Source organism: Pseudomonas sp. OE 28.3 (assembly GCF_014268205.2).
Taxonomy (GTDB): domain Bacteria; phylum Pseudomonadota; class Gammaproteobacteria; order Pseudomonadales; family Pseudomonadaceae; genus Aquipseudomonas; species Aquipseudomonas edaphica.
In genome coordinates this window covers 5,869,992-5,895,043 of sequence record NZ_CP077082.1, presented here as the reverse complement: position 1 = coordinate 5,895,043, position 25,052 = coordinate 5,869,992, and the positions used below count along the sequence as shown (strand labels likewise).

General features: G+C 60.1%; 24 protein-coding genes. 16 read left to right on the top strand and 8 right to left on the bottom strand.

Translation table 11 applies throughout. The features are described from left to right. Positions 1-71 precede the first annotated feature (71 nt). Positions 72-1,973 (top strand): 3-dehydroshikimate dehydratase QuiC, encoded by a 1,902-nt coding sequence (quiC, locus tag HU759_RS26430; protein WP_170038090.1) that lies wholly within the window; start codon positions 72-74, stop codon positions 1,971-1,973. A gap of 81 nt (positions 1,974-2,054) precedes the next feature. Further along, positions 2,055-2,720, top strand: coding sequence for a TetR/AcrR family transcriptional regulator (locus HU759_RS26425; protein WP_026013861.1), 666 nt, complete (start codon positions 2,055-2,057; stop codon positions 2,718-2,720). A 184-nt stretch (positions 2,721-2,904) separates the two neighbouring features. Here the strand turns inward: HU759_RS26425 and HU759_RS26420 are convergent, their stop codons facing one another. Next, a complete protein-coding gene (locus tag HU759_RS26420) occupies positions 2,905-3,753 on the bottom strand; it encodes a shikimate dehydrogenase (protein ID WP_186617094.1) in 849 nt (282 codons plus the stop codon). Further along, positions 3,750-4,199: a type II 3-dehydroquinate dehydratase gene (aroQ, locus tag HU759_RS26415; RefSeq protein WP_017139328.1), complete on the bottom strand. Its 450-nt coding sequence runs from the start codon at positions 4,197-4,199 to the stop codon at positions 3,750-3,752. The genes HU759_RS26420 and aroQ overlap by 4 nt, the downstream gene beginning before the upstream one ends. Positions 4,200-4,616: 417 nt before the next feature. On the opposite strand from aroQ, the gene HU759_RS26410 reads away from it, so the two are divergent. Together HU759_RS26410 and HU759_RS26405 are read left to right on the top strand one after the other, a co-directional pair. Further along, positions 4,617-5,045 carry a DUF4160 domain-containing protein gene (locus HU759_RS26410; RefSeq protein ID WP_099547610.1) on the top strand — a complete coding sequence of 143 codons (429 nt, stop codon included), beginning with the start codon at positions 4,617-4,619 and terminating at the stop codon, positions 5,043-5,045. Beyond that, a complete protein-coding gene (locus tag HU759_RS26405; protein WP_017139325.1) occupies positions 5,042-5,506 on the top strand; it encodes a DUF2442 domain-containing protein in 465 nt (154 codons plus the stop codon). Before HU759_RS26410 ends, HU759_RS26405 begins: the two co-directional genes overlap by 4 nt. A gap of 99 nt (positions 5,507-5,605) precedes the next feature. On the opposite strand, the gene trmA is transcribed toward HU759_RS26405, so the two are convergent. Both trmA and HU759_RS26395 read right to left on the bottom strand, forming a co-directional pair. Then, complete coding sequence (gene trmA / locus HU759_RS26400; RefSeq protein WP_017139324.1) at positions 5,606-6,685, bottom strand: tRNA (uridine(54)-C5)-methyltransferase TrmA; 1,080 nt, start codon at positions 6,683-6,685, stop codon at positions 5,606-5,608. Further along, a complete protein-coding gene (locus HU759_RS26395) occupies positions 6,682-7,977 on the bottom strand; it encodes an NCS2 family permease (protein WP_017139323.1) in 1,296 nt (431 codons plus the stop codon). Before HU759_RS26395 ends, trmA begins: the two co-directional genes overlap by 4 nt. Positions 7,978-8,186: 209 nt before the next feature. On the opposite strand from HU759_RS26395, the gene HU759_RS26390 reads away from it, so the two are divergent. From HU759_RS26390 to HU759_RS26375, 4 genes are all read left to right on the top strand, one after another. Then, on the top strand, positions 8,187-8,630 hold the full coding sequence (locus HU759_RS26390; RefSeq protein WP_017139322.1) for a DUF4879 domain-containing protein: 444 nt from the start codon (positions 8,187-8,189) through the stop codon (positions 8,628-8,630). A gap of 96 nt (positions 8,631-8,726) precedes the next feature. Next, on the top strand, positions 8,727-9,236 hold the full coding sequence (locus tag HU759_RS26385; RefSeq protein WP_017139321.1) for a 2Fe-2S iron-sulfur cluster-binding protein: 510 nt from the start codon (positions 8,727-8,729) through the stop codon (positions 9,234-9,236). After that, entirely contained in the window at positions 9,233-10,222 is a 990-nt protein-coding gene (locus HU759_RS26380) for a xanthine dehydrogenase family protein subunit M (protein ID WP_186617093.1), read from the top strand. The genes HU759_RS26385 and HU759_RS26380 overlap by 4 nt, the downstream gene beginning before the upstream one ends. Then, complete coding sequence (locus tag HU759_RS26375; RefSeq protein ID WP_186617092.1) at positions 10,219-12,402, top strand: xanthine dehydrogenase family protein molybdopterin-binding subunit; 2,184 nt, start codon at positions 10,219-10,221, stop codon at positions 12,400-12,402. The genes HU759_RS26380 and HU759_RS26375 overlap by 4 nt, the downstream gene beginning before the upstream one ends. 138 nt (positions 12,403-12,540) lie before the next feature. Here HU759_RS26375 and HU759_RS26370 read toward each other — a convergent pair whose 3' ends face one another. Further along, positions 12,541-13,779, bottom strand: coding sequence for an MFS transporter (locus tag HU759_RS26370; RefSeq protein ID WP_186617091.1), 1,239 nt, complete (start codon positions 13,777-13,779; stop codon positions 12,541-12,543). Between the two features lie 317 nt (positions 13,780-14,096). Between HU759_RS26370 and HU759_RS26365 the strand changes: the two genes are divergently transcribed. Genes HU759_RS26365 through HU759_RS26355 form a run of 3 tightly spaced genes read left to right on the top strand, consistent with a single transcriptional unit; the run spans position 14,097 to position 16,725 of the window. Continuing rightward, positions 14,097-15,536: a cytochrome ubiquinol oxidase subunit I gene (locus HU759_RS26365; protein ID WP_017139317.1), complete on the top strand. Its 1,440-nt coding sequence runs from the start codon at positions 14,097-14,099 to the stop codon at positions 15,534-15,536. 1 nt (position 15,537) lies between these two features. After that, on the top strand, positions 15,538-16,545 hold the full coding sequence (cydB, locus tag HU759_RS26360) for a cytochrome d ubiquinol oxidase subunit II (RefSeq protein ID WP_138453261.1): 1,008 nt from the start codon (positions 15,538-15,540) through the stop codon (positions 16,543-16,545). A gap of 12 nt (positions 16,546-16,557) precedes the next feature. Beyond that, the gene (locus tag HU759_RS26355) at positions 16,558-16,725 is read left to right on the top strand and encodes a DUF2474 domain-containing protein (RefSeq protein WP_010206690.1); all 168 of its coding nucleotides are present in this window, start codon (positions 16,558-16,560) and stop codon (positions 16,723-16,725) included. A gap of 55 nt (positions 16,726-16,780) precedes the next feature. Here HU759_RS26355 and HU759_RS26350 read toward each other — a convergent pair whose 3' ends face one another. Then, the gene (locus tag HU759_RS26350) at positions 16,781-17,905 is read right to left on the bottom strand and encodes a methyltransferase (protein WP_177033972.1); all 1,125 of its coding nucleotides are present in this window, start codon (positions 17,903-17,905) and stop codon (positions 16,781-16,783) included. A gap of 166 nt (positions 17,906-18,071) precedes the next feature. Then, a complete protein-coding gene (locus HU759_RS26345; protein ID WP_017139313.1) occupies positions 18,072-18,782 on the bottom strand; it encodes a LuxR family transcriptional regulator in 711 nt (236 codons plus the stop codon). A gap of 432 nt (positions 18,783-19,214) precedes the next feature. Here HU759_RS26345 and HU759_RS26340 point away from each other — a divergent pair, with 432 nt between their 5' ends. Then, positions 19,215-19,991 carry a ferredoxin--NADP reductase gene (locus HU759_RS26340; protein ID WP_177033974.1) on the top strand — a complete coding sequence of 259 codons (777 nt, stop codon included), beginning with the start codon at positions 19,215-19,217 and terminating at the stop codon, positions 19,989-19,991. Positions 19,992-20,036: 45 nt separating this feature from the next. Here the strand turns inward: HU759_RS26340 and mscL are convergent, their stop codons facing one another. Then, on the bottom strand, positions 20,037-20,453 hold the full coding sequence (gene mscL / locus HU759_RS26335) for a large-conductance mechanosensitive channel protein MscL (protein ID WP_017139311.1): 417 nt from the start codon (positions 20,451-20,453) through the stop codon (positions 20,037-20,039). Positions 20,454-20,740: 287 nt separating this feature from the next. Here mscL and HU759_RS26330 point away from each other — a divergent pair, with 287 nt between their 5' ends. The 4 genes from HU759_RS26330 to HU759_RS26315 are packed head-to-tail and all read left to right on the top strand — an operon-like array spanning position 20,741 to position 25,042. Continuing rightward, positions 20,741-22,282, top strand: coding sequence for a catalase (locus tag HU759_RS26330; protein WP_017139310.1), 1,542 nt, complete (start codon positions 20,741-20,743; stop codon positions 22,280-22,282). Positions 22,283-22,338: 56 nt separating this feature from the next. After that, a complete protein-coding gene (locus HU759_RS26325) occupies positions 22,339-22,878 on the top strand; it encodes an ankyrin repeat domain-containing protein (protein WP_017139309.1) in 540 nt (179 codons plus the stop codon). Between the two features lie 35 nt (positions 22,879-22,913). Then, complete coding sequence (gene radA / locus HU759_RS26320) at positions 22,914-24,281, top strand: DNA repair protein RadA (protein ID WP_186617089.1); 1,368 nt, start codon at positions 22,914-22,916, stop codon at positions 24,279-24,281. 26 nt (positions 24,282-24,307) lie between these two features. Continuing rightward, on the top strand, positions 24,308-25,042 hold the full coding sequence (locus HU759_RS26315) for a hypothetical protein (protein WP_186617087.1): 735 nt from the start codon (positions 24,308-24,310) through the stop codon (positions 25,040-25,042). Positions 25,043-25,052: the final 10 nt, after the last annotated feature.

Genomic DNA, 25,052 nt, shown 5'->3' with positions numbered 1-25,052 from the left:
TACATTTTAATTGCTGGGTGTAGGCTAGGGGCCAATAATTTGCTGCAAATAAAAACTGCCGGGAGTCGCCCATGCAACGTTCCATTGCCACTGTTTCCTTGAGCGGCACCCTGCCGGAGAAGCTCGAAGCCATCGCCGCTGCCGGGTTCGACGGGGTTGAGATCTTCGAGAACGACCTGTTGTATTACGACGGCAGCCCGCGGGAAGTTAGGCAGATGTGCGCCGACCTGGGCATTGCCATCACCTTGTTCCAGCCGTTTCGCGACTTTGAAGGATGCCGCCGCGACCGCCTGGCGCGCAACCTGGAGCGCGCCGAACGCAAATTCGATTTGATGCAGGAGCTGGGCACCGACCTGGTGCTGGTGTGCAGCAATGCTTCGGCGGATTGCGTGGGCGATGAGCGCATTTTGCTCGATGACCTCAGCTTGCTGGCCGAGCACGCCGGTCGCCGTGGTTTGCGTATCGGCTATGAAGCGCTGGCCTGGGGCAAACATGTGAACACCTGGCAGCAGGTGTGGAACCTGGTGCGCCAGGTCGATCATCCAAACCTGGGCGTGTTGCTCGACAGCTTCCACACGCTGTCGCTCAAGGGCGACCCTAGCGGCATCGCCGACATTCCCGGCGACAAGATCTTCTTTGTGCAAATGGCCGACGCGCCGGTTCTGGCCATGGATGTGCTGGAGTGGAGCCGGCATTTCCGCTGTTTTCCGGGGCAGGGCGAATTTGACCTGGCAGGTTTTCTCGCGCCGATCATCAAAAGTGGCTACACCGGGCCGTTGTCCCTGGAGATTTTCAACGACGGTTTCCGCGCCGCGCCGACCCGCGCGAATGCGGCGGATGGCTTGCGTTCGCTGCTGTACCTGGAGGAGAAAACCCGCGAACGCCTCAAGCAGGAGGCGCCGGCCCAGCCCGTCGAGATTCTGTTTGATACCCCGGCGGCCAGTGAATACAACGGCATCGAATTCCTCGAGTTTGCCGTGGATGAAAGCCTCGGTGCCAAGCTGACCCACTGGCTGGAGCGCCTGGGGTTCGTCAAGGCTGGCCAGCACCGTTCCAAGAGCGTGAGCCTGCTGCGTCAGGGTGATATCAACCTGATCCTCAACTGTGAACCCTATTCGTTTGCCCACAACTTTTTCGAAGCCCACGGCCCGTCGTTGTGCGCCACGGCGATTCGGGTCAAGGACAGCGCCAAGGCGCTGGAGCGGGCAGTGGCCTACAAAGGCCAGCCGTATCGCGGGCTGGTCGGGCCTAACGAGCTGGAGCTGGCGGCGGTGCGTGCGCCAGATGGCAGCCTGATTTATCTGGTCGACCCTGCCGAGGGCGCGCTGTACGACACCGACTTCAACTTGCAAGCGGCAACGGCGTCCAGCGGCGGCCTGCTGCGCATCGACCATATGGCCATGGCCTTGCCGGCCGACAGCCTCGACAGTTGGGTGCTGTTCTACAAGAGCCTGCTGGATTTCGAAGCCGATGACGAAGTGGTGCTGCCCGACCCTTATGGCCTGGTGAAAAGCCGAGCGTTGCGCAGCCGTTGCAGCTCGATCCGCTTGCCGCTGAATATTTCCGAGAACCGCAACACGGCAATTTCCCACGCGCTGTCGAGTTATCGTGGTTCGGGCGTGCACCACATTGCTTTTGACTGCGCGGATATTTTCGCAGAGGTCAGCCGCGCCAAAGCGGCCGGCGTGCCGTTACTGGATATCCCGCTCAACTACTACGACGACCTGGCCGCACGGTTTGATTTCGACGATGAGTTCCTCAGCGAACTGGCGTACTACAACGTGTTGTACGACCGTGACGCCCAGGGCGGTGAGTTGTTTCATGTGTACACCGAGGCTTTTGAGGGGCGGTTTTTCTTCGAGATTATCCAGCGCAAAAACGGCTATGCCGGGTATGGCGCGGCCAACGTGGCGGTGCGCCTGGCGGCGATGGCCAAATCGCGCAGCGGTGCGGTACGTCAGGCGCGTTTATAACGGCCGGGCCAGGTGCTTCCTTCGGGAAGCGCCTCGGCCCATAATCGCCGCCTGCACAACAAAAATGGCCGTGAGCGCACCATGACCCTGACCCCCGACCTCTCCGCCGTGCCAGACACACCGCGCAAGAGTCGCAAGAACAACCCGGAAAAGACCCGCGAAAACATCCTGCAGGAAGCCATCGTCGAGTTTGTTCAGCAGGGCCTGTCCGGCGCGCGCGTGGATGCGATCGCCGAGCGTATCCACACCTCCAAACGCATGATCTATTACTACTTCGGCAGCAAGGAGCAGTTGTACGTCGAGGTGCTGGAAAAACTCTACGGCGATATCCGCAACACCGAAACCCGCATGAACCTCACGGCCCTGGAACCGCGTGAGGCGATCCGTCGTCTGGTGGAATTCACCTTTGATCACCACGACCAGAACGTGGATTTCGTGCGCATCGTCAGCATCGAAAATATCCACAACGCGGAATACGTGAAGCGCTCGGATTCAATCAAGGCGATGAACAGCAACATCCTCGAAGCACTGGGCGCCACATTGCGGCGGGGTGCCGAGATGGGGGTGTTTCGCGAAGGGCTGGAGCCTCTGGATGTGCACCTGCTGATCAACTCATTCAGCTTTTACCGGGTGTCCAACCGCCATACGTTCAGTGAGATTTTTCAGATCGAGCTGTCGGACGAAGCGATTAAACAGCGGCATCGGGAGATGATTTGTGAGTCGGTGATGCGGTACTTGCAGGCTTGAATTCACCCGATTCCCAATCTGGAATGCAACCAGTGTGGGAGCTGGTTTGTTGTGGCGAGGGAGCTTGCTCCCGCTGACTGCGCAGCAGTCTCCGGCTTTTTTGGGGGCGCTTCGCACCCCAGCGCAAGCAAGCTTGCTCGCCACAACAAGCCAGCTCCCACATTTTTTGATTCAGTTTCGGCAGTCAGCCATTCATGCTCTGAAAGTGCGCCAGCATTCGCTGCGCATCCGGTGTTTGGCCACTGAACAACTCAAACGCCTTCACCGCCTGAAACACCGCCATATTGCCGCCGTCCAGCGTTCGGCAACCCAGGGCGCGGGCGTTGCGCAGCAATTCGGTTTCCAGCGGGAAATACACGATTTCCGCGACCCACAATTGGGCTCGCAACAGCGCAGGCGGTACCGGCGTGCCGGGCAGCTTGGCCATGCCCATGGGCGTGGTGTTCACCAGGCCATCCGCCTCGGCCATGGCGTTTTCCAGGTGGTTACCGACCTGGGCACGACCGGCACCAAAATGCTGCGCAAGGTTATCCACCAGGTCGCGGGCGCGGGCCATGTCCACGTCAAAAATACTCAAGTGCTGCACGCCTTCGGCCAACAAGGCATGGGCCACAGCTGCGCCCGCACCGCCGGCGCCCATCTGTACCACCCGTTCTCGCGCGACGTCATGCAAGTTGCGCCGGAAACCTTCGGCAAACCCCAGGCAATCCGTGTTGTGGCCAATGCGCTTACCGTCCTTGAACACCACGGTGTTGACGGCGCCAATGCCTCGCGCCTCGTCAGACAATTCATCGAGCAATGCCAGCACTGCCTGCTTGCATGGGTAGGTAATGTTCAAGCCGGTAAAACGCATCAATTCAGCGGCGTCCAGCAGGTCGGGCAGGGCGTTGATGTTCAGTTGCAGCGCGTCCAGATCGATCAACTGATACAGGTAGCGCAAGCCTTGGGCGTCGCCTTCCTGTTCATGCAGGGCGGGCGTGCGGGAGGCTTGGATGCCGGCGCCGATCAGGCCGGCGAGGATGCGCGGTTTCATCGGGCGGATCCTTTGAGGGTGTGGCTGAAGTGTTCCAGCGCCAGGTGATAACCATGGCTGCCGAAGCCTGCGAGCACCGCCTTGGCAATGGGCGACACAAACGAGTGATGCCTGAACGCCTCGCGCGCATGCACGTTGGATAAATGCACTTCGATCACCGGCACTTCACTGGCCACCAGTGCGTCGCGAATCGCTACGGAGGTGTGGGTCCAGGCCGCCGGGTTGATCACGATACCGGCGCAACGCGCGCGGGCGCCGTGGATCCAGTCGAGCAATTCGCCTTCGTGGTTGGTCTGGCGAAATTCGATTTTCAACCCCAGGTTTTCCGCGCTGCGACCGCACAGTGCGGCGATGTCGGCCAGGGTTTCATGCCCGTAGGTAGCAGGCTCGCGGGTGCCGAGCAGGTTGAGGTTGGGGCCGTTGAGCACCAGCACGATGGGCGGCATAAAGGTCTCTCCACACTTATTATTGGTTGTGCGGATAAAATGTACTGGATGGTTAATTTGGTCAATTGAAGGCGGCTGATGTGTTCGATTATCGAACGCTTATTCTGAGGCATACCGGCACAGCATCAGATTAGATATCAATTGAAAATCAACCTCGACGCCGGAATGGGCGAGCGCACGGCATGCGTATTTGCTGGCGCGGATTCAGTTGAAGTATTACGCGGGGTTGCTGAGCGAGCAGGACTTGCGGGCGTTGGCAGGGTAGTCCCAACCCTCGGCATGAGTGGTTACAACCCCGCATTCGTGGGGTTGTTCGTCGTTACTAATCTGTGAAACAGCTTCGCAAGGATGGAGCCGGTTGTCGGGTGCCACGGAAAATTGTTACCTGACGGAAAATAACCTAACGGATGGGTTAAGATGAAAGTAGGTGCTTACAAGGGATATGTGATTTCAGTGCTTCTGCGGGATGAACACTGCCCGCCCCACGTTCATGTCAGGGGCAAGGCATGGGATGCGCGTTTTCGTTTCAGCTTCCTGGATGGGGATGTGGAGTTGTGGGATGTAGAGCCGGATCGCAGGCGGCCGCCTACTGCGCTCTTGAAGGAATTACGCGAGGCGATCATGCAGCGGCACTACCTGGCGCGTGCACGCCGGATCTGGTGGGAGAAACTGCAAACGGTTTGCCTGGAGAACCATTCCTGGGATTGGGACGCTGGTGAATTGGTTCAAGGGTTGGTCATTCGACGTGGTGTCTATGTCATCGCAAGCGCCCGGCACGATGTCGTAGAGCAAAGAACAATTTTGAATCTGGTCAGAGCGCCAGATTGCGTGGGGATTAATTTATGAAAATCGTAAAAGCCAAAGTCGTACCCTATAAGCCGCTCACTGACGCCGATGTCGACAAGGCCATCGCCCGTGGGCGCAAGCTCAAACGTCTGTACGCAAATGCCAGCAATGTGCGCTATGAACACGAGTGCATTTCCATCGGTTTCAGCGACGGCAGCCGCGTCATGTTGCCTGTAGCCGGGTTGCCGGAGTTCGAAGGGTTTTCCCTGGAGGACTTTCAGCAACTGGAGGTCGGCTTTGGCGGCAAGGCGCTGTGCTGTGAGGCGCAGGATCTGGACGTTTCGATCACCGGGCTCATCGCCACCAGCCAGCCCTTGATGGACCTGGCGACAAGCCTGGTAGCGTCGCGCAACGGTCGCAAGAGCAGCGCCGCCAAAACCGCCGCCGCCCGAGCCAATGGCAAGAAGGGCGGTCGGCCACGCAAGGAGCCGTTGGATAACGGTGATTCAACAGATGCATGAAAACCCAGTGTGGGAGCTGGCTTGCCTGCGATAGCGGTGTATCAGTTGACCGATGCAGGGCAGGCCTACCGCCATCGCAGGCAAGCCAGCTCCCACAGTTTACCGCCGGGTCAATAACACCCCGGATTCCATATGGTGCGTCCATGGGAACTGGTCAAACATTGCACACTGGGTAATCCGGTGCGTGTCATGCAGTTGCGCAATGTTCGCCGCCAACGTCTCCGGGTTGCAGGAGATGTACAGGATGTTGTCGAAGCGACGGGTCAGTTCGCAGGTGTCCGGGTCCATGCCGGCGCGCGGTGGGTCGACGAAGACGCTACCGAATTCGTAGCTCTTCAGGTCGATGCCGTGCAGACGGCGAAACGGCCGAACCTCGTTGAGCGCCTCGGTGAGCTCTTCGGCAGACAGGCGCACCAGCGTGACGTTATCCACTGTATTTTCATCGAGGTTGCTTAAGGCAGCATTCACCGAGGTCTTGCTGATTTCGGTGGCCAGTACCTTACGCACGCGGGTCGCCAGTGGCAGGGTGAAGTTGCCGTTGCCGCAGTACAACTCCAGTAAATCATCCGGGCGATCGCCCAGGGCTTCATAGGCCCAGTTGAGCATCTTCTGGTTCACGGTGCCGTTGGGCTGGGTGAACGCGCCCTCGGGTTGACGGTAGCTGAAGGTGCGCCCGCCGACGTCGAGTTTTTCCACCACGTAGTCGTGGCCGATCACATCGCGCTTGCCCTTGGAGCGGCCGATGATGCTGACATTCAAATCCGCCGCCAGCTTGTTCGCAGCCGTGTGCCAATGTTCGTCCAACGGGCGGTGATAGCACAGGGTAATCATCGCGTCGCCGGCCAGTGTGGTCAGGAACTCCACCTGGAACAGCTTGTGGCTGAGGGCCGCGCTGGCTTGCCAGGCGGCTTTGAGTTGCGGCATCAGCTGGTTGATGCGCTGGCTTGCGATGGGGAACTCTTCGATCAGGATCGGCGTGCGCTTGTCGTCCTGGGAGAACATTGCGTAGTGGCGCTCCCCGCCCTCGCGCCACAGGCGGAACTCCGCGCGCAGGCGAAAGTTCTGCAGCGGCGAATCGAAGACCTGCGGTTCGGGGGCGTCGAACGGTGCCAACAGATCACGCAGGCGCGTGACCTTGTCTTGCAGTTGAACGGTGTAGCTTGCGGCGTCAAAAGTCATGCGTTGAACCAGCCCAGCTTGATCACAAACAGAATCGACAGGATCACCAGTGCCGGGTTCAGCTCACGGTAGCGGCCCGAAAGCAGCTTGATGGCGGTCCAGGCGATGAAACCGAAGGCGATGCCGTTGGCAATGGAGTAAGTGAAAGGCATCGCCAGGGCGGTGACCACCACGGGCGCTGCAACGGTAATGTCATCCCAGTCGATTTCGGCCAGGCCCTGGGTCATCAGCACGGCCACGAACAGCAGCGCCGGCGCGGTGGCAAACGCTGGAACACTGGCGGCCAGTGGCGAGAAGAACAGCGCCAGCAGGAACAGGATGGCGACCACGATGGCGGTCAAACCGGTACGGCCACCGGCACTCACACCCGCAGCCGACTCGATGTAGCTGGTGGTGGTCGACGTACCCAGCAGCGAACCGGCCATCGCGGCGGTACTGTCGGCGATCAGTGCACGGCCCATTTTCGGCATGTGGCCGTCCTTGCCCATCAGGCCGGCGCGCTTGGCCACACCGATCAGGGTGCCGGAGTTGTCGAACAGGTCAACGAACAGGAAGGCGAAGATCACGCTGACCAGGCCGATATCCAGCGCACCTTTAATATCCAGTTGCAGGAAGGTCGGGGCCAGGGACGGTGGCATCGAGGTTACGCCGCCGAACGGGGTGAACCCCATCGCGATAGACACGATGGTCACCGCCAGGATGCCGATCAGCACCGCACCGCGCACCGCCAGGGCTTCCAGCGCCACGATCAGCGCGAAACCCAAGGTAGCGAGGATCGGCGCCGGTTGTTTCAGGTCGCCCAGGCCGACCATGGTGGCCGGGTTGCTGACCACGATGCCGGCGTTGTGCAGGGCGATCAGTGCCAGGAACAGGCCGATACCGGCGGCAATCGCCGAGCGCAGCGGTAGCGGGATGCTGTTGATGATCCACTCACGGATGCGGAAGATCGACAGCAGGAAGAACAACACCGCCGAAATGAATACCGCGCCCAACGCGACTTGCCAGGTGTGGCCCATGTGCAGGACCACGGTGTAGGTGAAGAAGGCGTTGAGGCCCATGCCCGGTGCCAGCGCGATCGGGTAGTTGGCGATCAGGCCCATCACGGTCGAACCGATGGCGGCGGCCAGGCAGGTGGCGACAAACACCGCGCCCTTGTCCATGCCGGTCTCGCCGAGGATGCTCGGGTTCACGAACAGAATGTAGGCCATGGCCAGAAAGGTCGTGATACCCGCGAGAATTTCGGTGCGCACGTTGGTGTTGTGTGCTTTGAGTTGAAACAGCTTTTCCAGCATGCCGGCTCCCTGTGACGCTATTTTGCGTCGTTATTTGTTGACCTCTAAGTCAAAGCACAAACTGCGCCAAGCGCCTGTGGTTTCAGAGAGGATCGGAAAAAGCGGCGCATGATACCAGCAGCCGACGCGATGTGGCGGATAGGCTGCGTATTCTCGAATCTGGCCTTGAGGCATACTGCGCCGACGTTAAATACAGGGTCGTTCTCAGCATGAAAAAAGCCAACGCCAGCAGTCTAGCTCTGTTCGCCGCAATCGGCCTGGGGCTTGTGGCACCGGTGTGGGGCGCGGCTGCACCGCCGTTGAGCGAGGTGCGGGTGTTCAAGGTCGAGTCGGCGCGTTGCACGGAAACCATCCCCACAGATGTGACGACCACCCAGATGTGTACTCATCGTGGGCCGACCAAGGTCTCGGTGATGGAGGTCGGCCTGGGCAAAAGCCCGATGGGGCGCTTCAATGGCGCCGAATTGAATGGGCAACGCACGCCGGTCTGTCAGGTGGGCAACATCAGCGAAGTCTGTAACGGCGCAGGCACTGTGATGGGCTACATCTATGTATTTGACTTGAATGTCCAGGCCCAAGGCTGGTTTGAATTCAGCAATATCTCGATCAATGGCCCGCAAAACACGTTGAAGCTCTTGTTCAACATCCTCTGATCAATCCCCTTGAACGCTCACTACCTCGGGAAGTCGTAGCCCTTAGACGGCGACTTTCCTGAACGCCGCGGATGTGCACCAACCCGTGAGGTGTTTATGAGCGCGACCCCCAATGGCGCGACGACCAAACCGTTCGTCAGCCACCCGATACGCCTGACCCTGAATGGCCAAGACCGCCAGCTGCAGGTGTTGCCCTGGACCACCTTGCTGGACCTGCTGCGCGAACAGCTGGATCTGGTGGGTAGCAAAAAAGGCTGCGACCACGGCCAGTGCGGCGCCTGCACGGTGTTGCGCGATGGCAAACGCATCAACGCCTGCCTGACCCTGGCGGTGATGTGCGACGGTGCCGAGGTGACCACCATCGAAGGCCTGGCCGACGGCGACCAGTTGCACCCGATGCAGCAGGCTTTTATCCAGCGTGACGCGTTCCAGTGCGGCTACTGCACGCCGGGGCAGATTTGCTCCGCCGTCGGCCTGGCCAATGAAGGCCGCGCCCACAACACTGCGCAAATTCAGGAACTGATGAGCGGCAACCTGTGCCGCTGCGGGGCCTACAGCAATATTCGCGATGCCATTGAAGACGTTGTGCTGGGAGGTGACCAATGAACCCCTTCCAGTACAGCAAGCCGGCCGATGTGCAGCAAGCCGTGCACCTGAGCAGCGCGACGTCGCGGTTTATCGCCGGCGGCACCAACCTGTTGGACCTGATGAAAGAAAACATCAGCCGCCCCGAACACCTGATCGACATTACTGGCTTGGCGCTGCATGGCGTAGAAGCGACTGCCGACGGCGGGGTGATGATCGGCGCGTTGGTCAGCAATGCCGACCTGGCCTGGCACCCGCTGATCGAGGCGCGCTACCCATTGCTGTCCCAGGCCATCCTGGCAGGCGCCTCGCCGCAACTGCGCAACATGGCCAGTACCGGCGGTAACCTGTTGCAACGTACCCGTTGCTACTATTTCTACGATGCCAGCGTGCCATGCAACAAGCGTGAACCTGGCAGCGGCTGCCCGGCGCGCACCGGGTTGAACCGCATTCATGCGATCCTCGGTGCCAGCGAACATTGTGTGGCTACCCATCCCTCGGATATGTGCGTCGCCCTCGCAGCGCTGCAGGCGCGGGTGCATGTAGAAGGGCGTGGCGGCGCGCGGGTGATTGAGTTTGCCGACTTTCATCGATTGCCCGGCGATACGCCTGAGCGCGACAACCTGCTGGCCGACGATGAGCTGATCACCGCCATCGAACTGCCGCCTGATCATCTCGCCAGCCATAGCCACTACCTGAAGATTCGTGACCGTGCGTCCTACGCCTTCGCGCTGGTCTCCGTTGCCGCCGCGCTGGAGCTTGCGGGCGACACCATCGTCGATGCGCGCCTGGCCCTTGGCGGTGTGGCCCACAAACCTTGGCGCGATCGCGCGGTGGAAGCCGCGCTGATCGGGCAAGCGGTCAGCCGCGAGACCTTCAGCCAGGCCGCTGACGCCTTGCTGCAAGACGCTGAACCCTTGGAACACAACAGCTTCAAAATCAAGCTGGCACGCCGCGCAATCATCCGTGCCCTGAGCGACGCCGCTGTCGCAGGAGAACGCCCATGACCGCCGTCGGCAAACCCCTGGACCGCGTTGACGGTCTGCTCAAGGTCACCGGCCAGGCGCGTTATGCCGGTGAGTTTCCAGGCAACGACCTGCTGCATGGCAGTGTCGTCTCAAGCACGATTGCCAAGGGCCGGGTAATCAGGATCGACGCGTCCAAAGCCCTGGCGCTGCCGGGCGTGGTCAGGGTGCTTGATCATCTGAACCGGCCCAAAATCGCCAGCTACGATGAGGCTTTCGCCGATGCCGATGCAGCCGACGGCTCGCCGTTTCGCCCGCTGTATAACGACCGCGTGCTTTATAACGGCCAACCCCTGGCCCTGGTGATCGCCGACAACCTTGAGCTGGCGCGACACGCTGCCTCGCTGGTCGAGATCGAATACGCGAGCGAGGCTTTTGCCACCGACCTCGCGGCCCTGCAGGAACAGGCGCACCCATCGCCGCAAACGCCGCCCAAGCCACGCGGTAACTTCCAGGCCGAGTGGGCTGCTGCCGCTGTCAGCCTGGATATGCACTACAGCACGCCCATCGAGCACCACAACCCGATGGAACCCCACGCCAGCACCGTGCTGTATCAGCCGGACGGCACCCTGCATATCCACGACAAGACCCAAGGCCCGCAGAACTGCCAGGCGTATGTGCAAAAAGTCTTCGGCCTGGATAAAAGCCAGGTAAGGATCTTCGCTGCGTTCGTCGGCGGTGCCTTTGGCTCGGGCCTGCGCCCGCAGTATCAACTGCCTCTGTCGGTGATGGCAGCGCTGGCGCTCAAGCGTTCGGTGCGCGTCACCCTGACCCGTCAACAGATGTTCACGTTTGGTTACCGCCCGCGCACCCTGCAGCGTTTGCAACTGGGCGCTGCTGCCAATGGCCGCCTGTTGGCGTTGGGCCATACAGCGATTGGTCAGACCTCGCGTTTCGAGGATTTCAGCGAACATGTGGTGGAGTGGAGCGGCATGCTCTACCACTGCGACAACGTGCAATTGACCTACAAACTGGTTCCCCTGGACGTGTCCACGCCGATGGACATGCGCGCGCCGGGCGCCGCGCTGGGCGTGATCGGCCTGGAATGTGCGATGGATGAACTGGCCTGCGCCCTGGGGATGGACCCTGTGCAACTGCGGCTGATCAACTACGCCGAGCGCAACCAGAACGAAGACAAACCCTGGTCGAGCAAAGCCCTGCGCGAGTGTTACCGCGAAGGTGCCGAGCGCTTCGGCTGGAGCCAGCGCAACCCCGAGCCGCGCAGCATGCGTGATGGCAACCAGTTGATCGGCTGGGGTATGGCCGGTGGTGTATGGGAGGCCCTGCAGATGAAGGCCAGCGCCAAGGCGCAGTTGGATGCCCAAGGCCAATTGACCGTCAGCAGCGCCACCACCGATATCGGCACGGGCACGTATACGGTAATGACGCAGATTGCCGCGCAAACCAGCGGTGTGGCGATGGCCGATGTGCGTTTTCTGCTCGGCGATTCGTCGTTACCCACGGCGCCGTTACAGGGCGGCTCGTTTACCGTGTCGTCCGTTGGCACTGCCGTGCAGCAGGCCTGCGAAGCGCTGAACGCCAAGCTGCTGGCGGTTGCCCGGCAGACTTACCCGGTGTTCAAAGAGGCTGAATCGGTGCGCTTTGAAGACGGCCAGTTGCACACCGGTGATGTGAGTGTGTCCTTGGCACAACTGGTCAAGGACAGTGGCGAAGAGGTGTTGGCCGTTCAGGTTGACAGCCACCCGGACAAAAAACGTGAAGGCTATTCGACGGCGACCCATTCGGCGGTGTTTGTCGAAGTTCAGGTAGACGAAGACCTGGGCACCATCAAGGTGCGTCGGGTGGTCAGCGCTATTGCGGCCGGGCGGGTGGTCAACCCGAAGATGGCCCGCAGCCAGATCCTCGGCGGCGTGGTCTGGGGCATCGGCATGGCCCTGCATGAAGAAACCCAGGTCGACCATCAACTGGGGCGCTACATGAACCACAGCCTGGCCGAGTACCACATCCCGGTGAATGCCGACATCGGCGACATAGAGGTGATTTTTGTCGACGAACACGACGAAATCGTCAACGCCCTGGGCTCCAAGGGTGTGGGCGAAATCGGTATTGTCGGGGTGGCGGCGGCGGTGGCGAATGCGATCTACCATGCCACTGGCAAGCGGGTGCGGGAGTTTCCTGTCACGCTGGATAAGGTGCTGTAACCCGGTCTTCGAACCACAGAAGATCAAAATGTGGGAGCTGGCTTGCCTGCGATAGCTATCTGTCAGCCAATCATATGTTGGCTGAGACACCGCCATCGCAGGCAAGCCAGCTCCCACATTGCCTGTTTTTCAACCGGCTTATAGCTTGGTTTCTTCCACCGGCACATGCATCCGATCGCGGTTGGCCAGGGTTGGAAACAGCTTTATCCACACCCCCGTCACCAACAGCGTCCCAATCCCGCCCATGACCACGGCGGGCACGGTGCCGAACCAGTGGGCGGTAATCCCCGATTCAAATTCGCCCAGTTGATTGGATGCGCCAATAAACAGACCGTTGACCGCACTGACCCGCCCGCGCATTTCATCCGGGGTCTCCAACTGCACGAACGACGCGCGGATCACCATGCTGATCATGTCCGCCGCGCCCAGCACCACCAGCACCGCCAGGGAGAACCAGAACGACGTCGACAGGCCGAACGCAATGGTTGCCACGCCAAACACACCGACGGCGGTAAACATCACGCGCCCGACATGCCGGTCTACCGAGAACCTCGCCAGCCACAGCGACATCAACAACGCGCCCACCGCTGGCGCCGAACGCAACAGACCCAGGCCCCAGGCGCCGGTCAGCAGGATGTCCTTGGCGAACACCGGCAGCAACGCTGTGGCGCCGCCCAGCAGTACGGCAAACAGGTCCAGCGAAATGGCGCCGAGAATGTCCGGGCGGCTGCGAATAAAGCGGATCCCGGCCAGCAGCGAATCCATCGTGGCCTTGGCTTTATTGAGCGGTGTCTGGCGCGCGGGCAGATTGAGGGTCAGCCCGCAGGCGATCAGGTACAGCACCACGGTTGGGCCATACACCCACACGCTGCCAAACGCATAGAGCAAGCCGCCCAACGCTGGCGCGACGATGGTGGCCAGTTGCTGCGCCGATTGCGACGAGGCCACGGCACGCGGGAACAGCGCGCTCGGCACGATGCTCGGCAGTAGCGCCTGGGTGGTGGGCATCTCAAACGAGCGTGCGGCGCCGAGCAGGAACGCGAGGATAAAGATCATCTCGCGGGTCACGTTGCCGGTCAGGCCGCCGATGGCCAGGGACAAGGCAATCAATGCCTGCACGGTCTGGCAGATGGCGGCGACTTTGCGCCGCTCATAGCGATCGGCCACGTGGCCTGTGTGCAACATGAACAGAACGCGCGGAATGAACTCCACCAGGCCTACCAGGCCCAGGTCCAGCACATTGCCAGTCAGTTGATAGAGGTTCCAGCCGATGGCCACGGTAAGCATCTGGAAACCGCTGGCGGTAAAGATCCGGGCCAGCCAGAACGCGATGAAAGGGCGGTGGTGGCGCAACAGCAATGCGGGTTCACTGGGCATCGGGAAGTCAGGTCTGGAGCAGAGGGTGCAGGCAGATTAGCATCAAGCTGTAACAAATAGTTGCAAGAACTGAGCTGAGACAACCTGTCACGCGTCAATGAACCACACGGCTTTCGTCCGAAAATGGGACTACTCTTTGAGCAATGCTTGATCCAGATCAAAACCGGCCCCGGGATTGATCTGGCGGCCGCAAGGCCAGGATCCCTACGTGATGGGTAAAAAAAGAAACGAATTGAAATTCGCCACACTCCATATCCGTGGGGGCAGTGGGTGCAGGCTCCCGCCAGCAGCCGGTATTACCTGACAGAGGAAGACTTATGTTCGGTTTGGAGGCGCTAGATCTCGCCCGAATTCAATTCGCGTTCACCATCTCGTTTCACATCCTGTTCCCGGCGATCACCATCGGCCTGGCCAGTTATCTTGCGGTGCTGGAAGGCTTGTGGCTCAAGACTCACAACGACACCTACCGTGACCTCTACCATTTCTGGTCGAAGATCTTTGCCGTCAACTTCGGCATGGGGGTGGTTTCGGGCTTGGTCATGGCTTACCAGTTCGGTACCAACTGGAGCCGTTTCTCGGACTTTGCCGGCGCCGTTACCGGACCGCTACTTACCTACGAAGTGCTCACGGCCTTCTTCCTGGAGGCGGGTTTCCTCGGGGTGATGCTGTTCGGCTGGAACAAGGTGGGGCGCAAGCTGCACTTCTTTGCCACGGTGATGGTGGCCGTCGGTACGCTGATTTCGACCTTCTGGATTCTGGCTTCCAACAGCTGGATGCAGACGCCGCAAGGCTTTGAAATTATCGATGGCCGGGTGATTCCTACCGACTGGCTGGCGGTGATCTTCAACCCGTCGTTCCCCTATCGCCTGATGCACATGGCCACGGCAGCCTTTGTGGCCACGGCGTTCTTCGTCGGCTCTTCGGCGGCCTGGCACTTGTTGCGCGGCAAGGACAACCCGGCGATCCGCACCATGCTGTCGATGGCGATGTGGATGGCCCTGATCGTGGCGCCTATCCAGGCGGTGATCGGTGACTTCCATGGCCTCAACACCTTGAAGCACCAACCGGCGAAAATTGCCGCGATTGAAGGCCACTGGGAAAATATCGGCAATGAGCCGACGCCGCTGATCCTGTTCGGCTGGCCCGACATGAAGGCCGAGAAAACCAAATACGCGGTCGAAATTCCGTACCTCGGCAGCCTGATCCTGACCCACTCCCTGGACAAGCAGGTGCCGGCGCTCAAGGAGTTCCCGCCTGAGGATCGCCCCAATTCGACCATTGTGTTCTGGTCGTTCCGGGTCATGGTCGGCCTGGGCTTCCTGATGATCTTCACCGGTCTGTTCAGCCTGTGGCTGCGCCGGGGGGACAAGATGTACACGTCCAAGCCGTTCCTGTACCTGGCGTTGTGGATGGGCCCGTCCGGCCTGATCGCGATTCTTGCCGGTTGGTTCACCACCGAAATCGGCCGCCAGCCGTGGGTGGTCTACGGGTTGATGCGCACGGCGGATGCTTCCTCCGGGCATAGCCTGGCGCAGATGACCATTACGCTGGTGCTGTTTGTGGTGGTGTACTTCGCGCTGTTCGGCGCCGGGTTGGGCTACATGATGCGCCTGGTGCGCAAAGGCCCGCAGACCCACGAGGGCAGCGAGCCAACCCATGGTGGCCCTGGCCAGAAACGTACACCGGCCCGTCCGTTGTCCGCCGCCGATGATGGCAGCGACGACGACCACACCCACATCCAGCACAAGGGGAATTGAGATGGGTATTGATCTTCCGCTGATCTGGGCCGTGATCATCATCTTCGGCATCATGATGTACGTGGTGATGGACGGTTTCGACCTGGGCATCGGCATCCTCTTTCCGTTTATCCCCGGCAAAGTCGACCGCGATGTGATGATGAACACCGTCGCGCCGGTATGGGACGGCAACGAAACCTGGCTGGTACTCGGCGGCGCGGCGCTGTTCGGCGCGTTCCCGCTGGCCTATTCGGTGGTGTTGTCGGCGTTGTACCTGCCACTGATCCTGATGCTGATCGGGCTGATCTTCCGGGGCGTGGCCTTCGAGTTCCGCTTCAAGGCCAAGGACGACAAGCGTCACCTCTGGGACAAGGCGTTTATCGGTGGCTCCATCGCCGCGACGTTCTTCCAGGGGGTGGCACTGGGGGCGTTTATCGATGGCATTCCGGTGGTGAATCGCCAGTTTGCCGGCGGCTCGCTGGATTGGCTTACGCCATTCACCCTGTTCTGTGGCGTTGCATTGGTGGTCGCCTATGCCTTGCTCGGCTGCACCTGGCTGATCATGAAAACCGAAGGCAAGTTGCAGGAGCAGATGCACAACCTGGCGCGGCCATTGGCGTTTGTGGTGCTGGCAGTGATCGGTATCGTCAGTGTGTGGACGCCGCTGGCGCATCCGGAAATCGCTTCACGCTGGTTCACCCTGCCGAACCTGTTCTGGTTCCTGCCGGTGCCGATTCTGGTGCTGGTGACCATGTACGGGTTGATCCGCGCCGTGGCGCGTAATGCCCACTACACGCCGTTCCTGCTGACGCTGGTGCTGATCTTCCTCGGCTACAGCGGCTTGGGCATCAGCCTGTGGCCGAACATCATTCCGCCTTCCGTGTCGATCTGGGACGCCGCTGCTCCACCGCAGAGCCAGGGCTTCATGCTGGTGGGCACGTTGTTCATCATCCCGTTTATCCTGGGCTACACCTTCTGGAGCTACTACGTGTTCCGCGGCAAGGTCACCCACGAAGACGGCTACCACTAGGAGGGTCGTTGTATGTCCGGCAAACCTTCGTTACACGAGATTGAACAGGCCGAGAAACAGCCGTTATGGCGGCGCCTGGGGTGGCTGGCGATGATCTGGACCGGCAGCGTGCTGGCCCTGTTCGTCGTGGCCAGCCTGATGCGCATGTTCATGAATGCCGCCGGCCTGACCACTCACTGATATCCCGATCCGGGCTTTGCGGCCCGGTTTTCCAGCCCTCGCTACGAGGGCTTTTTTATTTGCGGGCTTTGAGAATGACGAACTTCGGCGTGGCGGCTACTTGTTCAACGCCACGGAACAAACGCGCCAATTTGCTGTGATAACCCAGGTGGCGGTTGCCGACGATATAAAGGGCACCGCCCACTACCAGGGCTTCGCGCGCCTGCTGGAACATGCGCCAGGCCAGTAAGTCGCCGACCACCTGCTGCTGGTGGAACGGCGGGTTACACAGCACCACGTCCAGTGACTGGGCTTCCTGGCCGGCGAGGCCATCGGCGGCGCGTACGCTTACATCGCGCGTACCGAAGGCAGCCTGCCAGTTTTCGACCGCCGACTGCACGGCCATGTAGGACTCATCCACCAGGGTGTACTGCGCGTCGGGGTTTTGCAGGGCACTGGCGATCGCCAACACGCCGTTTCCGCAGCCCAGGTCCGCCACGCGGGCGCTGCCGAGATTGTTTGGCAGGTGCGGGAGGAAGGCACGGGTGCCGATGTCCAGGCCTTCGCGGCAGAACACGTTGGCGTGGTTCAACAGCTCGATGGCCGGTGCGTCCAGGGTGTAGCGGGTAGGGTAGGGCGAGACGGCGGCCGGGCGGGCGTCCACCGTGGCGATCAGCAAACGGGCTTTTTTCAGGGCAAGGGACGCGTGCATCGGGCCGATATAGCGCTCCAGCAACTCGCCCGCCGCCCGTGGCAGGTGCTTGACCATCGCGCCGGCAATCACCTGGGCGCCTGGCGCCAGTTGCCCTTGCAGGCGGATCAACTGCTCCTCCAAAAGGGCCAGGGTCTTTGGCACGCGGATCAGCACGCGGTCGAACGGCCCGGTCGGGACCTGGCTGGCGGGGACGAATGCTACGGCATCAAAAGCTTTGCCATTGCGCACCAGGTTTTTCTCCAGACCCTGGGCTGCCAGAAACGAGTCACCGCTGGACGTCACGTGCACCCGGCCTTCGAGGCTGGCCGCCAAGGCGCCGAAGCTGTCGTTGAGCACCAGCACGCAGGTAGCGGCGCCGGGCTGCTGCTCGGCCAGGTAGCTGAGCAGGTACTCATCGGCAGCATCAAAGGCCTGCAACGGGTCATTGTGTTGCTCAGGCTGGCGAATCAGGTCGAGCTGGGCGAAGGGGCTGTCAAGCAGGGGCATGGCGGGGAAGCTCTGGGTCATCGATGGGGCGGCAGCGGGCATGGGCAACCGGCGCAACCATCTGAGTGAACAACGAAGCGGCATCAATGCGCCGTATCAACACTCAGAATTGGCCGTAAATGTTACTTTTTTTTCGATGGGATTACATGCGGTGTTTCTTCAGCGGTTAAAACAACCCTGCTTTGGAAGCACACAGTACGGCGGCAATCTTGTTATTGACCCCCAGTTTTCTCAAGCAACTGCTGATATGAAAGCCCACGGTGCGCTCCGACAGGCACAGGATCGTGGCAATGTCCGAAGCCGTCTTGCCCAGGGCCGACCACCTGAGGATTTCCGTTTCTCGTGGGGTCAATTTGCAAGGCGCTGTGACGCTCGGCTTTTCGGCATAATTTTGTGCCACCGCAGCATGCATCACATGACAAAGCCAGAGCACCTGGCCGGCTTTCTCGTAAAGCTCCTGTGGGCTGACTTCGCCGTTGCTTCTGCCCAGGGTCAGCATGCTGAACACGCCCTGGAAATCGTGCACGGCTTGGGTCCATCCAAAATGCACACCAAACGACTGGGCCAACGACCAGAGGTGGGGTGCGGCGCTGAAGGTTTTTTCATCCCACACGATAGGCAGCACGCTACGTTTGCAGTGGGCGACTACCGGATCGATGTCAAAAAAATGCGCTTGTTTGTAAACGGCATTCCATTCATTGGGGTAGTTATTAAAGTGAATCGGTTTAGTTTGGGTAGCTTGTTGTTGCGAACTCATCGTAAATGAGCAGTATTCGAATCCTAGCTCATAGGTGTGATTGACGACCATCTCATAAATAGTGGTGATCTTGTTCTCACCTTCCAGTTTGGGGAGTCGTGTATTGCGCCAGTTGACCATTTGTAACTCTCCATGGGTGTTGTTGCCTGGGCACGTCCCGGATCCCAGCGAGGTACGGAAATCAGTGTAGGACAAAGCCTACACATCGTAATGTGAAAAAATTTTACTGAATGCCCGTATTTTGTTTGTTTATTACTTATACAATGAGTGATCGTTTGTACATATAGTGCTTTATGTTCGGGTTATTCCTATAAGTTCAATGGGTTGGTGGTGATATTAAATTGGCATTTGTTTAGTTGCACTGCGACATCTAATGGCCTGTTAGAAGGGGAGAAATAGCTAAATAATTAGTTGGGACTGGATAACTCCGATCCGAGCGCTTGCGCTGTAACAGCATAGCTGTTGCTCGCACTGGCAATGCCAGTACAAACCACTGGTGTTTCCCTGCGCGACTTTGAGAGACACTAGGGCACCTGTTCAACGGAGCCCCCCATGACGGCCAGCGCTGAGAAATTTACCCGCCAGACCCTGCTCGAAGTGCAATCGCTGACGCCCAGCCTGTTTACCCTGCGCACCAGCCGTGACCCGGGCTTTCGGTTTACCGCCGGCCAGTTTGTGCGCTTGGGCGTGACCAAGGCGGACGGCAGCACGGTGTGGCGCGCCTATTCCATTGTGTCCTCGCCATTTGATGAACACTTGGACTTCTTCTCTATCGTCGTTCCGGGGGGCGAGTTCACCAGTGAATTAAGCCGTCTGCAGGTGGGCGATACCTTGATGGTTGAGCGTCAGGCCACAGGCTATCTGACCTTGAATCGTTTTGTGGACGGGCGTGATCTGTGGTTGCTGGGCACCGGCACGGGGGTGGCACCGTTTCTGTCGATCCTGCAGGACTTCGAGGTCTGGGAAAAATTCGAGCGCATCGTACTGGTGTACAGCGCCCGAGAGGCCAAGGAGCTGGCGTATCAGTCGCTGATTAACACGCTCGGCGAGCGTGAGTACCTGGCCGAGTACGCGCATAAACTCACCTACATTCCCATCGTCACCCGTGAGCAGCACCCTGGGGCACTGAACGGGCGCATCACCACGCTGATCGAGAATGGCGAGTTGGAGCGCGCTGCTGGTGTAGGCCTGACCCCGGAGCACTCCCGCGTGCTGATTTGCGGCAACCCGCAGATGGTCGATGACACGCGCCAATTGCTCAAGCAGCGCGACCTGCAACTGAGCCTGAGCCGGCGCCCAGGGCAAGTGGCGGTGGAAAATTACTGGTAATAAAAAAGGCGCCTGAAACAGGCGCCTTTTCCAGGCAAACGCGGGTTAAAGCGGTTTGTCGTTTTGTGCTTTGAGCAGATCACGAATCTCACCCAGCAGCAGCTCTTCCTTGGTCGGCGTCGGCGGCAGGCTTGGGGCCACAGCTTCTTCGCGCTTCAGGCGGTTGATGGCTTTCACGCCCATAAAGATGGCGAAGGCGACGATCACGAAGTCGATGATGCTCTGGATGAACTTGCCATAGGCCAGGACCACAGCGGGCACATCACCCTGCGCGGCCTTGAGGGTTATCGCCAGGTCAGCGAAGTCCACACCACCGATCAACAGACCAATAGGTGGCATCACCACGTCGCCTACAAACGAGGAAACGATTTTACCGAAGGCGGCGCCGATGATGATACCGACGGCCATATCGACCACATTACCTTTGACCGCGAAGGCCTTGAACTCACTGATCACGCCCATAGGTTATTCCTTGTTACAGTTGAGGAGGGTGGAGGTCAGTGTAAGTCAGTCGTAGCCCGCTTGCTCGACACAACCGTTAACACTGTCAATTTTTATCGACCCATTAAATCGTAAATAGTTTGCAAAGTGCCACCAATCGCGCGCGAAATACGCGCTACTTCAGGGGCTTGCCACACTTTTTTCTTAATCAGCCCGGTGGTGTTTTTCTATTTATCTTCTGACTCGCAGGTCACTAGCCTCTGGCAAGCACAACTGAATGTGCACTAAAAAAGCCAGAGGAAACCCCGATGAACACGTCAATGAGCCGCAGGCCTGTTTCCGCGCGATATGCGCTGGGATTGGTCACTGCCAGTCTGCTGTCCCTTTCCGTACAAGCCGCCAACCTGACCCGCGATAACGGCGCCGCCGTGGGGGACAATCAGAATTCACAAACCGCCGGGGCCAATGGCCCGGTGCTGCTGCAAGACGTGCAGCTTATTCAAAAACTGCAGCGCTTTGACCGTGAACGCATCCCGGAGCGCGTGGTTCACGCCCGTGGCACCGGCGCCCATGGCACCTTTACCGTCACCGATAACCTCAGCGACCTGACCAAAGCCAAAGTCTTCGCAGCCGGTGAAGCCACCCCTGTATTCGTGCGTTTCTCTGCCGTGGTGCACGGCAACCATTCCCCGGAAACCCTGCGTGACCCACGCGGTTTCGCCACCAAGTTCTACACCAGCGAAGGTAACTGGGACCTGGTGGGCAATAACTTCCCGACGTTCTTTATCCGCGACGCCATCAAGTTTCCGGACATGGTCCATGCGTTCAAACCGGACCCGCGTACTAACCTTGACGACGACTCGCGTCGTTTTGACTTCTTCTCCCATGTTCCAGAGTCCACCCGCACGCTCACCGAGTTGTATTCCGACTCCGGCACGCCAGCCAGTTATCGCGAAATGGACGGCAACGGCGTACATGCCTACAAGTTGATCAACGCCAAGGGCGAAGTGCATTACGTCAAGTTCCACTGGAAGAGCCTGCAGGGCATCAAGAACCTTGACCCCAAGCAAGTTACCGACGTGCAGGGGCGTGACTACAGCCATATGACTAACGACTTGGTCACTCACATCAATAAGGGCGACTTCCCCAAGTGGGACCTTTACGTGCAAGTGCTCAAACCTGAGGATTTGGCCAAGTTTGATTTCGACCCGCTGGACGCCACCAAGATCTGGCCGAATGTACCGGAACGCAAAGTCGGGCAAATGGTGCTGAACCGCAACCCGGCCAACGTCTTCCAGGAAACCGAGCAAGTGGCCATGGCCCCGGCCAACCTGGTGCCGGGCATCGAGCCGTCGGAAGACCGCCTGCTGCAAGGTCGAGTGTTCTCCTACGCCGACACGCAGATGTACCGCCTGGGGCCGAACGCCCTGCAACTGCCGATCAACGCACCGCGTGTCACCGTCAACAACGGTAACCAGGATGGCGCAATGAACGCCGGCAAGACCACCACGGGCGTGAACTACCAACCAAGCCGCCTGCTGCCACGTGACGAACCACAAGCCGCGCGTTACAGCCAGTCGGCGCTGTCGGGCAGCACCCAGCAGGCGAAGATCCAGCGCGAGCAGAACTTCAAGCAGGCCGGTGACTTGTACCGCTCCTATAGCCAGAAAGAGCGTCAGGACTTGATCGAAAACTTCGGCGGCTCCCTGGCCACCACCGATGACGAGAGCAAGCACATCATCCTGTCGTTCCTCTATAAGGCTGACCCTGAGTACGGCACTGGCGTGACCAAGGTTGCCAAAGGCGACCTGGCGCGCGTCAAGGCGCTGGCAGAAAAACTGACTGACTGACGTTGGTTACGGTCGGCGCCCGCTGATAGGCGTCGACCCCGAGCTGGAGAAAACTCATGCGAATTTCTATCGGTTTACTGATGGCCATGCTGGCCTTTGTCGCCCATGCCGAGTCACCCGACCCGGTCGCGCTCAAGGCTCAGTTGCAGGACTACTATTTCGATGCTGCCCGTCGTGGCGATATCGAGATGCTCAACACCTTCATAGAATCTGGCTACAGCCTCAACACCCAGGACGACAAGGGTTACACCGCGCTGATCCTTGCCGCCTACCACGGCCAGGCTCCATTCGTGGAACGCCTGCTCAACGCCGGCGCCGACGCCTGTGTGCAGGACAAGCGCGGTAACACCGCATTAATGGGCGCGATCTTCAAAGGCGAGTTGAAAATCGCCCAGCGCCTGCTCGCCACCGACTGCAACCCCGACCAGCGCAACGGCGCCGGGCAGACCGCCGCCATGTACGCCGGGCTGTTCAAGCGCGTTGAATTGCTGGATGAGTTAAAGGCCAAAGGCGCCGATCTAAACGCCGAAGACCCGATCGGCAACAGCGCTTCACGTTTGGCCAGTGGTGAAATCCGGACCCCGGCGCCGCGCTGAGCTATCATCGCGGTTTTTCGGTTGGAGGTTCTCAAATGGCAAAGGCCAAGCGCATGTACGGCTGCACCGAGTGCGGCGCGACCTTTCCCAAGTGGGCCGGCCAGTGCACCGAGTGCGGTGCATGGAACACCCTGACGGAAACCATGATCGAAAGCGGCGGCGCCGCAGCCCCCAACGGCCGCGCCGGCTGGACCGGGCAACAGGCGCAGATCAAGACGTTGGCTGAAGTCAGCGTCGAGGAAATCCCACGTTTCTCCACGGCGTCCGGCGAGCTGGACCGCGTGCTCGGCGGCGGGCTGGTGGACGGTTCGGTGGTGCTGATCGGCGGCGACCCCGGCATCGGCAAATCGACCATCCTGCTGCAAACCCTGTGCAGCATTGCCAGCCGCATGCCGGCGCTGTACGTCACGGGTGAGGAGTCCCAGCAGCAAGTGGCCATGCGCGCCCGTCGCCTGGGCTTGCCCCAGGATCAACTGCGGGTCATGACCGAAACCTGCATCGAAAGCATCATCGCCACGGCCCGTATCGAAAAACCCAAGGTCATGGTGATCGACTCGATCCAGACGATTTTCACCGAGCAGCTGCAATCGGCGCCCGGCGGCGTGTCCCAGGTGCGCGAAAGTGCGGCGCTGCTGGTGCGGTATGCCAAGCAGAGCGGTACGGCGATTTTTCTGGTGGGCCACGTGACCAAAGAGGGCGCCTTGGCCGGGCCGCGAGTGCTTGAGCATATGGTCGACACCGTGCTGTATTTCGAAGGCGAATCCGATGGCCGTTTGCGTTTGCTGCGGGCGGTGAAGAACCGTTTCGGCGCGGTCAACGAATTGGGCGTGTTCGCCATGACTGACCGAGGCTTGAAAGAAGTCTCCAACCCTTCGGCGATTTTTCTCACCCGCGCCCAGGAAGAAGTGCCGGGAAGTGTGGTGATGGCGACGTGGGAAGGTACCCGGCCAATGTTGGTGGAAGTGCAGGCGCTGGTGGATGACAGCCACTTGGCCAACCCGCGCCGGGTCACGCTCGGCCTGGATCAGAACCGCCTGGCGATGTTGCTCGCTGTGCTGCACCGTCACGGCGGTATTCCCACCCATGACCAGGACGTATTCCTCAACGTGGTCGGCGGGGTCAAGGTGCTGGAAACCGCCTCCGACCTGGCGTTGATGGCGGCGGTGATGTCGAGCCTGCGCAATCGCCCGCTGCCCCATGACTTGCTGGTATTCGGCGAAGTCGGCCTGTCGGGCGAGGTACGCCCGGTGCCGAGCGGCCAGGAGCGTTTGAAGGAAGCGGCCAAGCACGGCTTCAAGCGCGCGATCGTACCCAAGGGCAATATGCCGAAGGAATCGCCGCCGGGAATCAAGATTATTGGCGTTACGCGGCTGGAACAGGCGCTGGATGCACTGTTCGAATAAACGTGAAGCAATCAGGGATGAACGCAATGCAACAGACCAATCGTTGGGGGGTATGTGCCCTGTTCGTGGCCTTGCTCGGGTTGTCGGGCATTGCCTTGGCTGAGTCGGCCCCACTGCTGGCCGGTTACCGCCTGGCCCAGGAACTGGCGACAGCAGACGGCAGCGTGCTGCAGGTGCTGGAAGACCAGCGCATCAGCGCGCAGTTGCATAAAGACAGCTGGGGCAATGGCCTGGATGAGGACTCATTTGACGAGCCCGGCGATCTGGTGGAAAACCCGTTGCTCAATGCCCAGGTACGTTTGCTGTCGGCGTCCGGCGCTGTACTGGCGCACGACGATCTTGGCTACCCCTTGGCCAAGGTCAAGAAGGCCCCGCTTAAAGGCCTGCCGGACACGGTGTACTTTTTGAGCGTCGACCAGACGGCGCCGATGGGCAGTTACAGCGGCCCGGCGACTCAGTTGCTGATGCCGGCCAAACAGCAACTCAAACCAATGCGCTATAAGGGCGCGGCCGGCAAGGTCGAGCCGCTGACCCTGGCCCAGACCGGCAAAGCCGCCTGGCAGATCGCCACGCCAGCCGCCGGCGGTACGGATGAGTTACTGCAGGTCTCGTCCTTTATGGACGGTGACGGCGACGATGATTTCGCAACCCGCTACACGACCTATCGTTTTATCGATGGGCAATGGCAGGCCGTGTCGCGTCAGAAGGCGGGTTATTGGGACACGGAAAGCGAATTCCCCCCGAGTGCCGCGTTTCCCTGAGTGTCGCTTT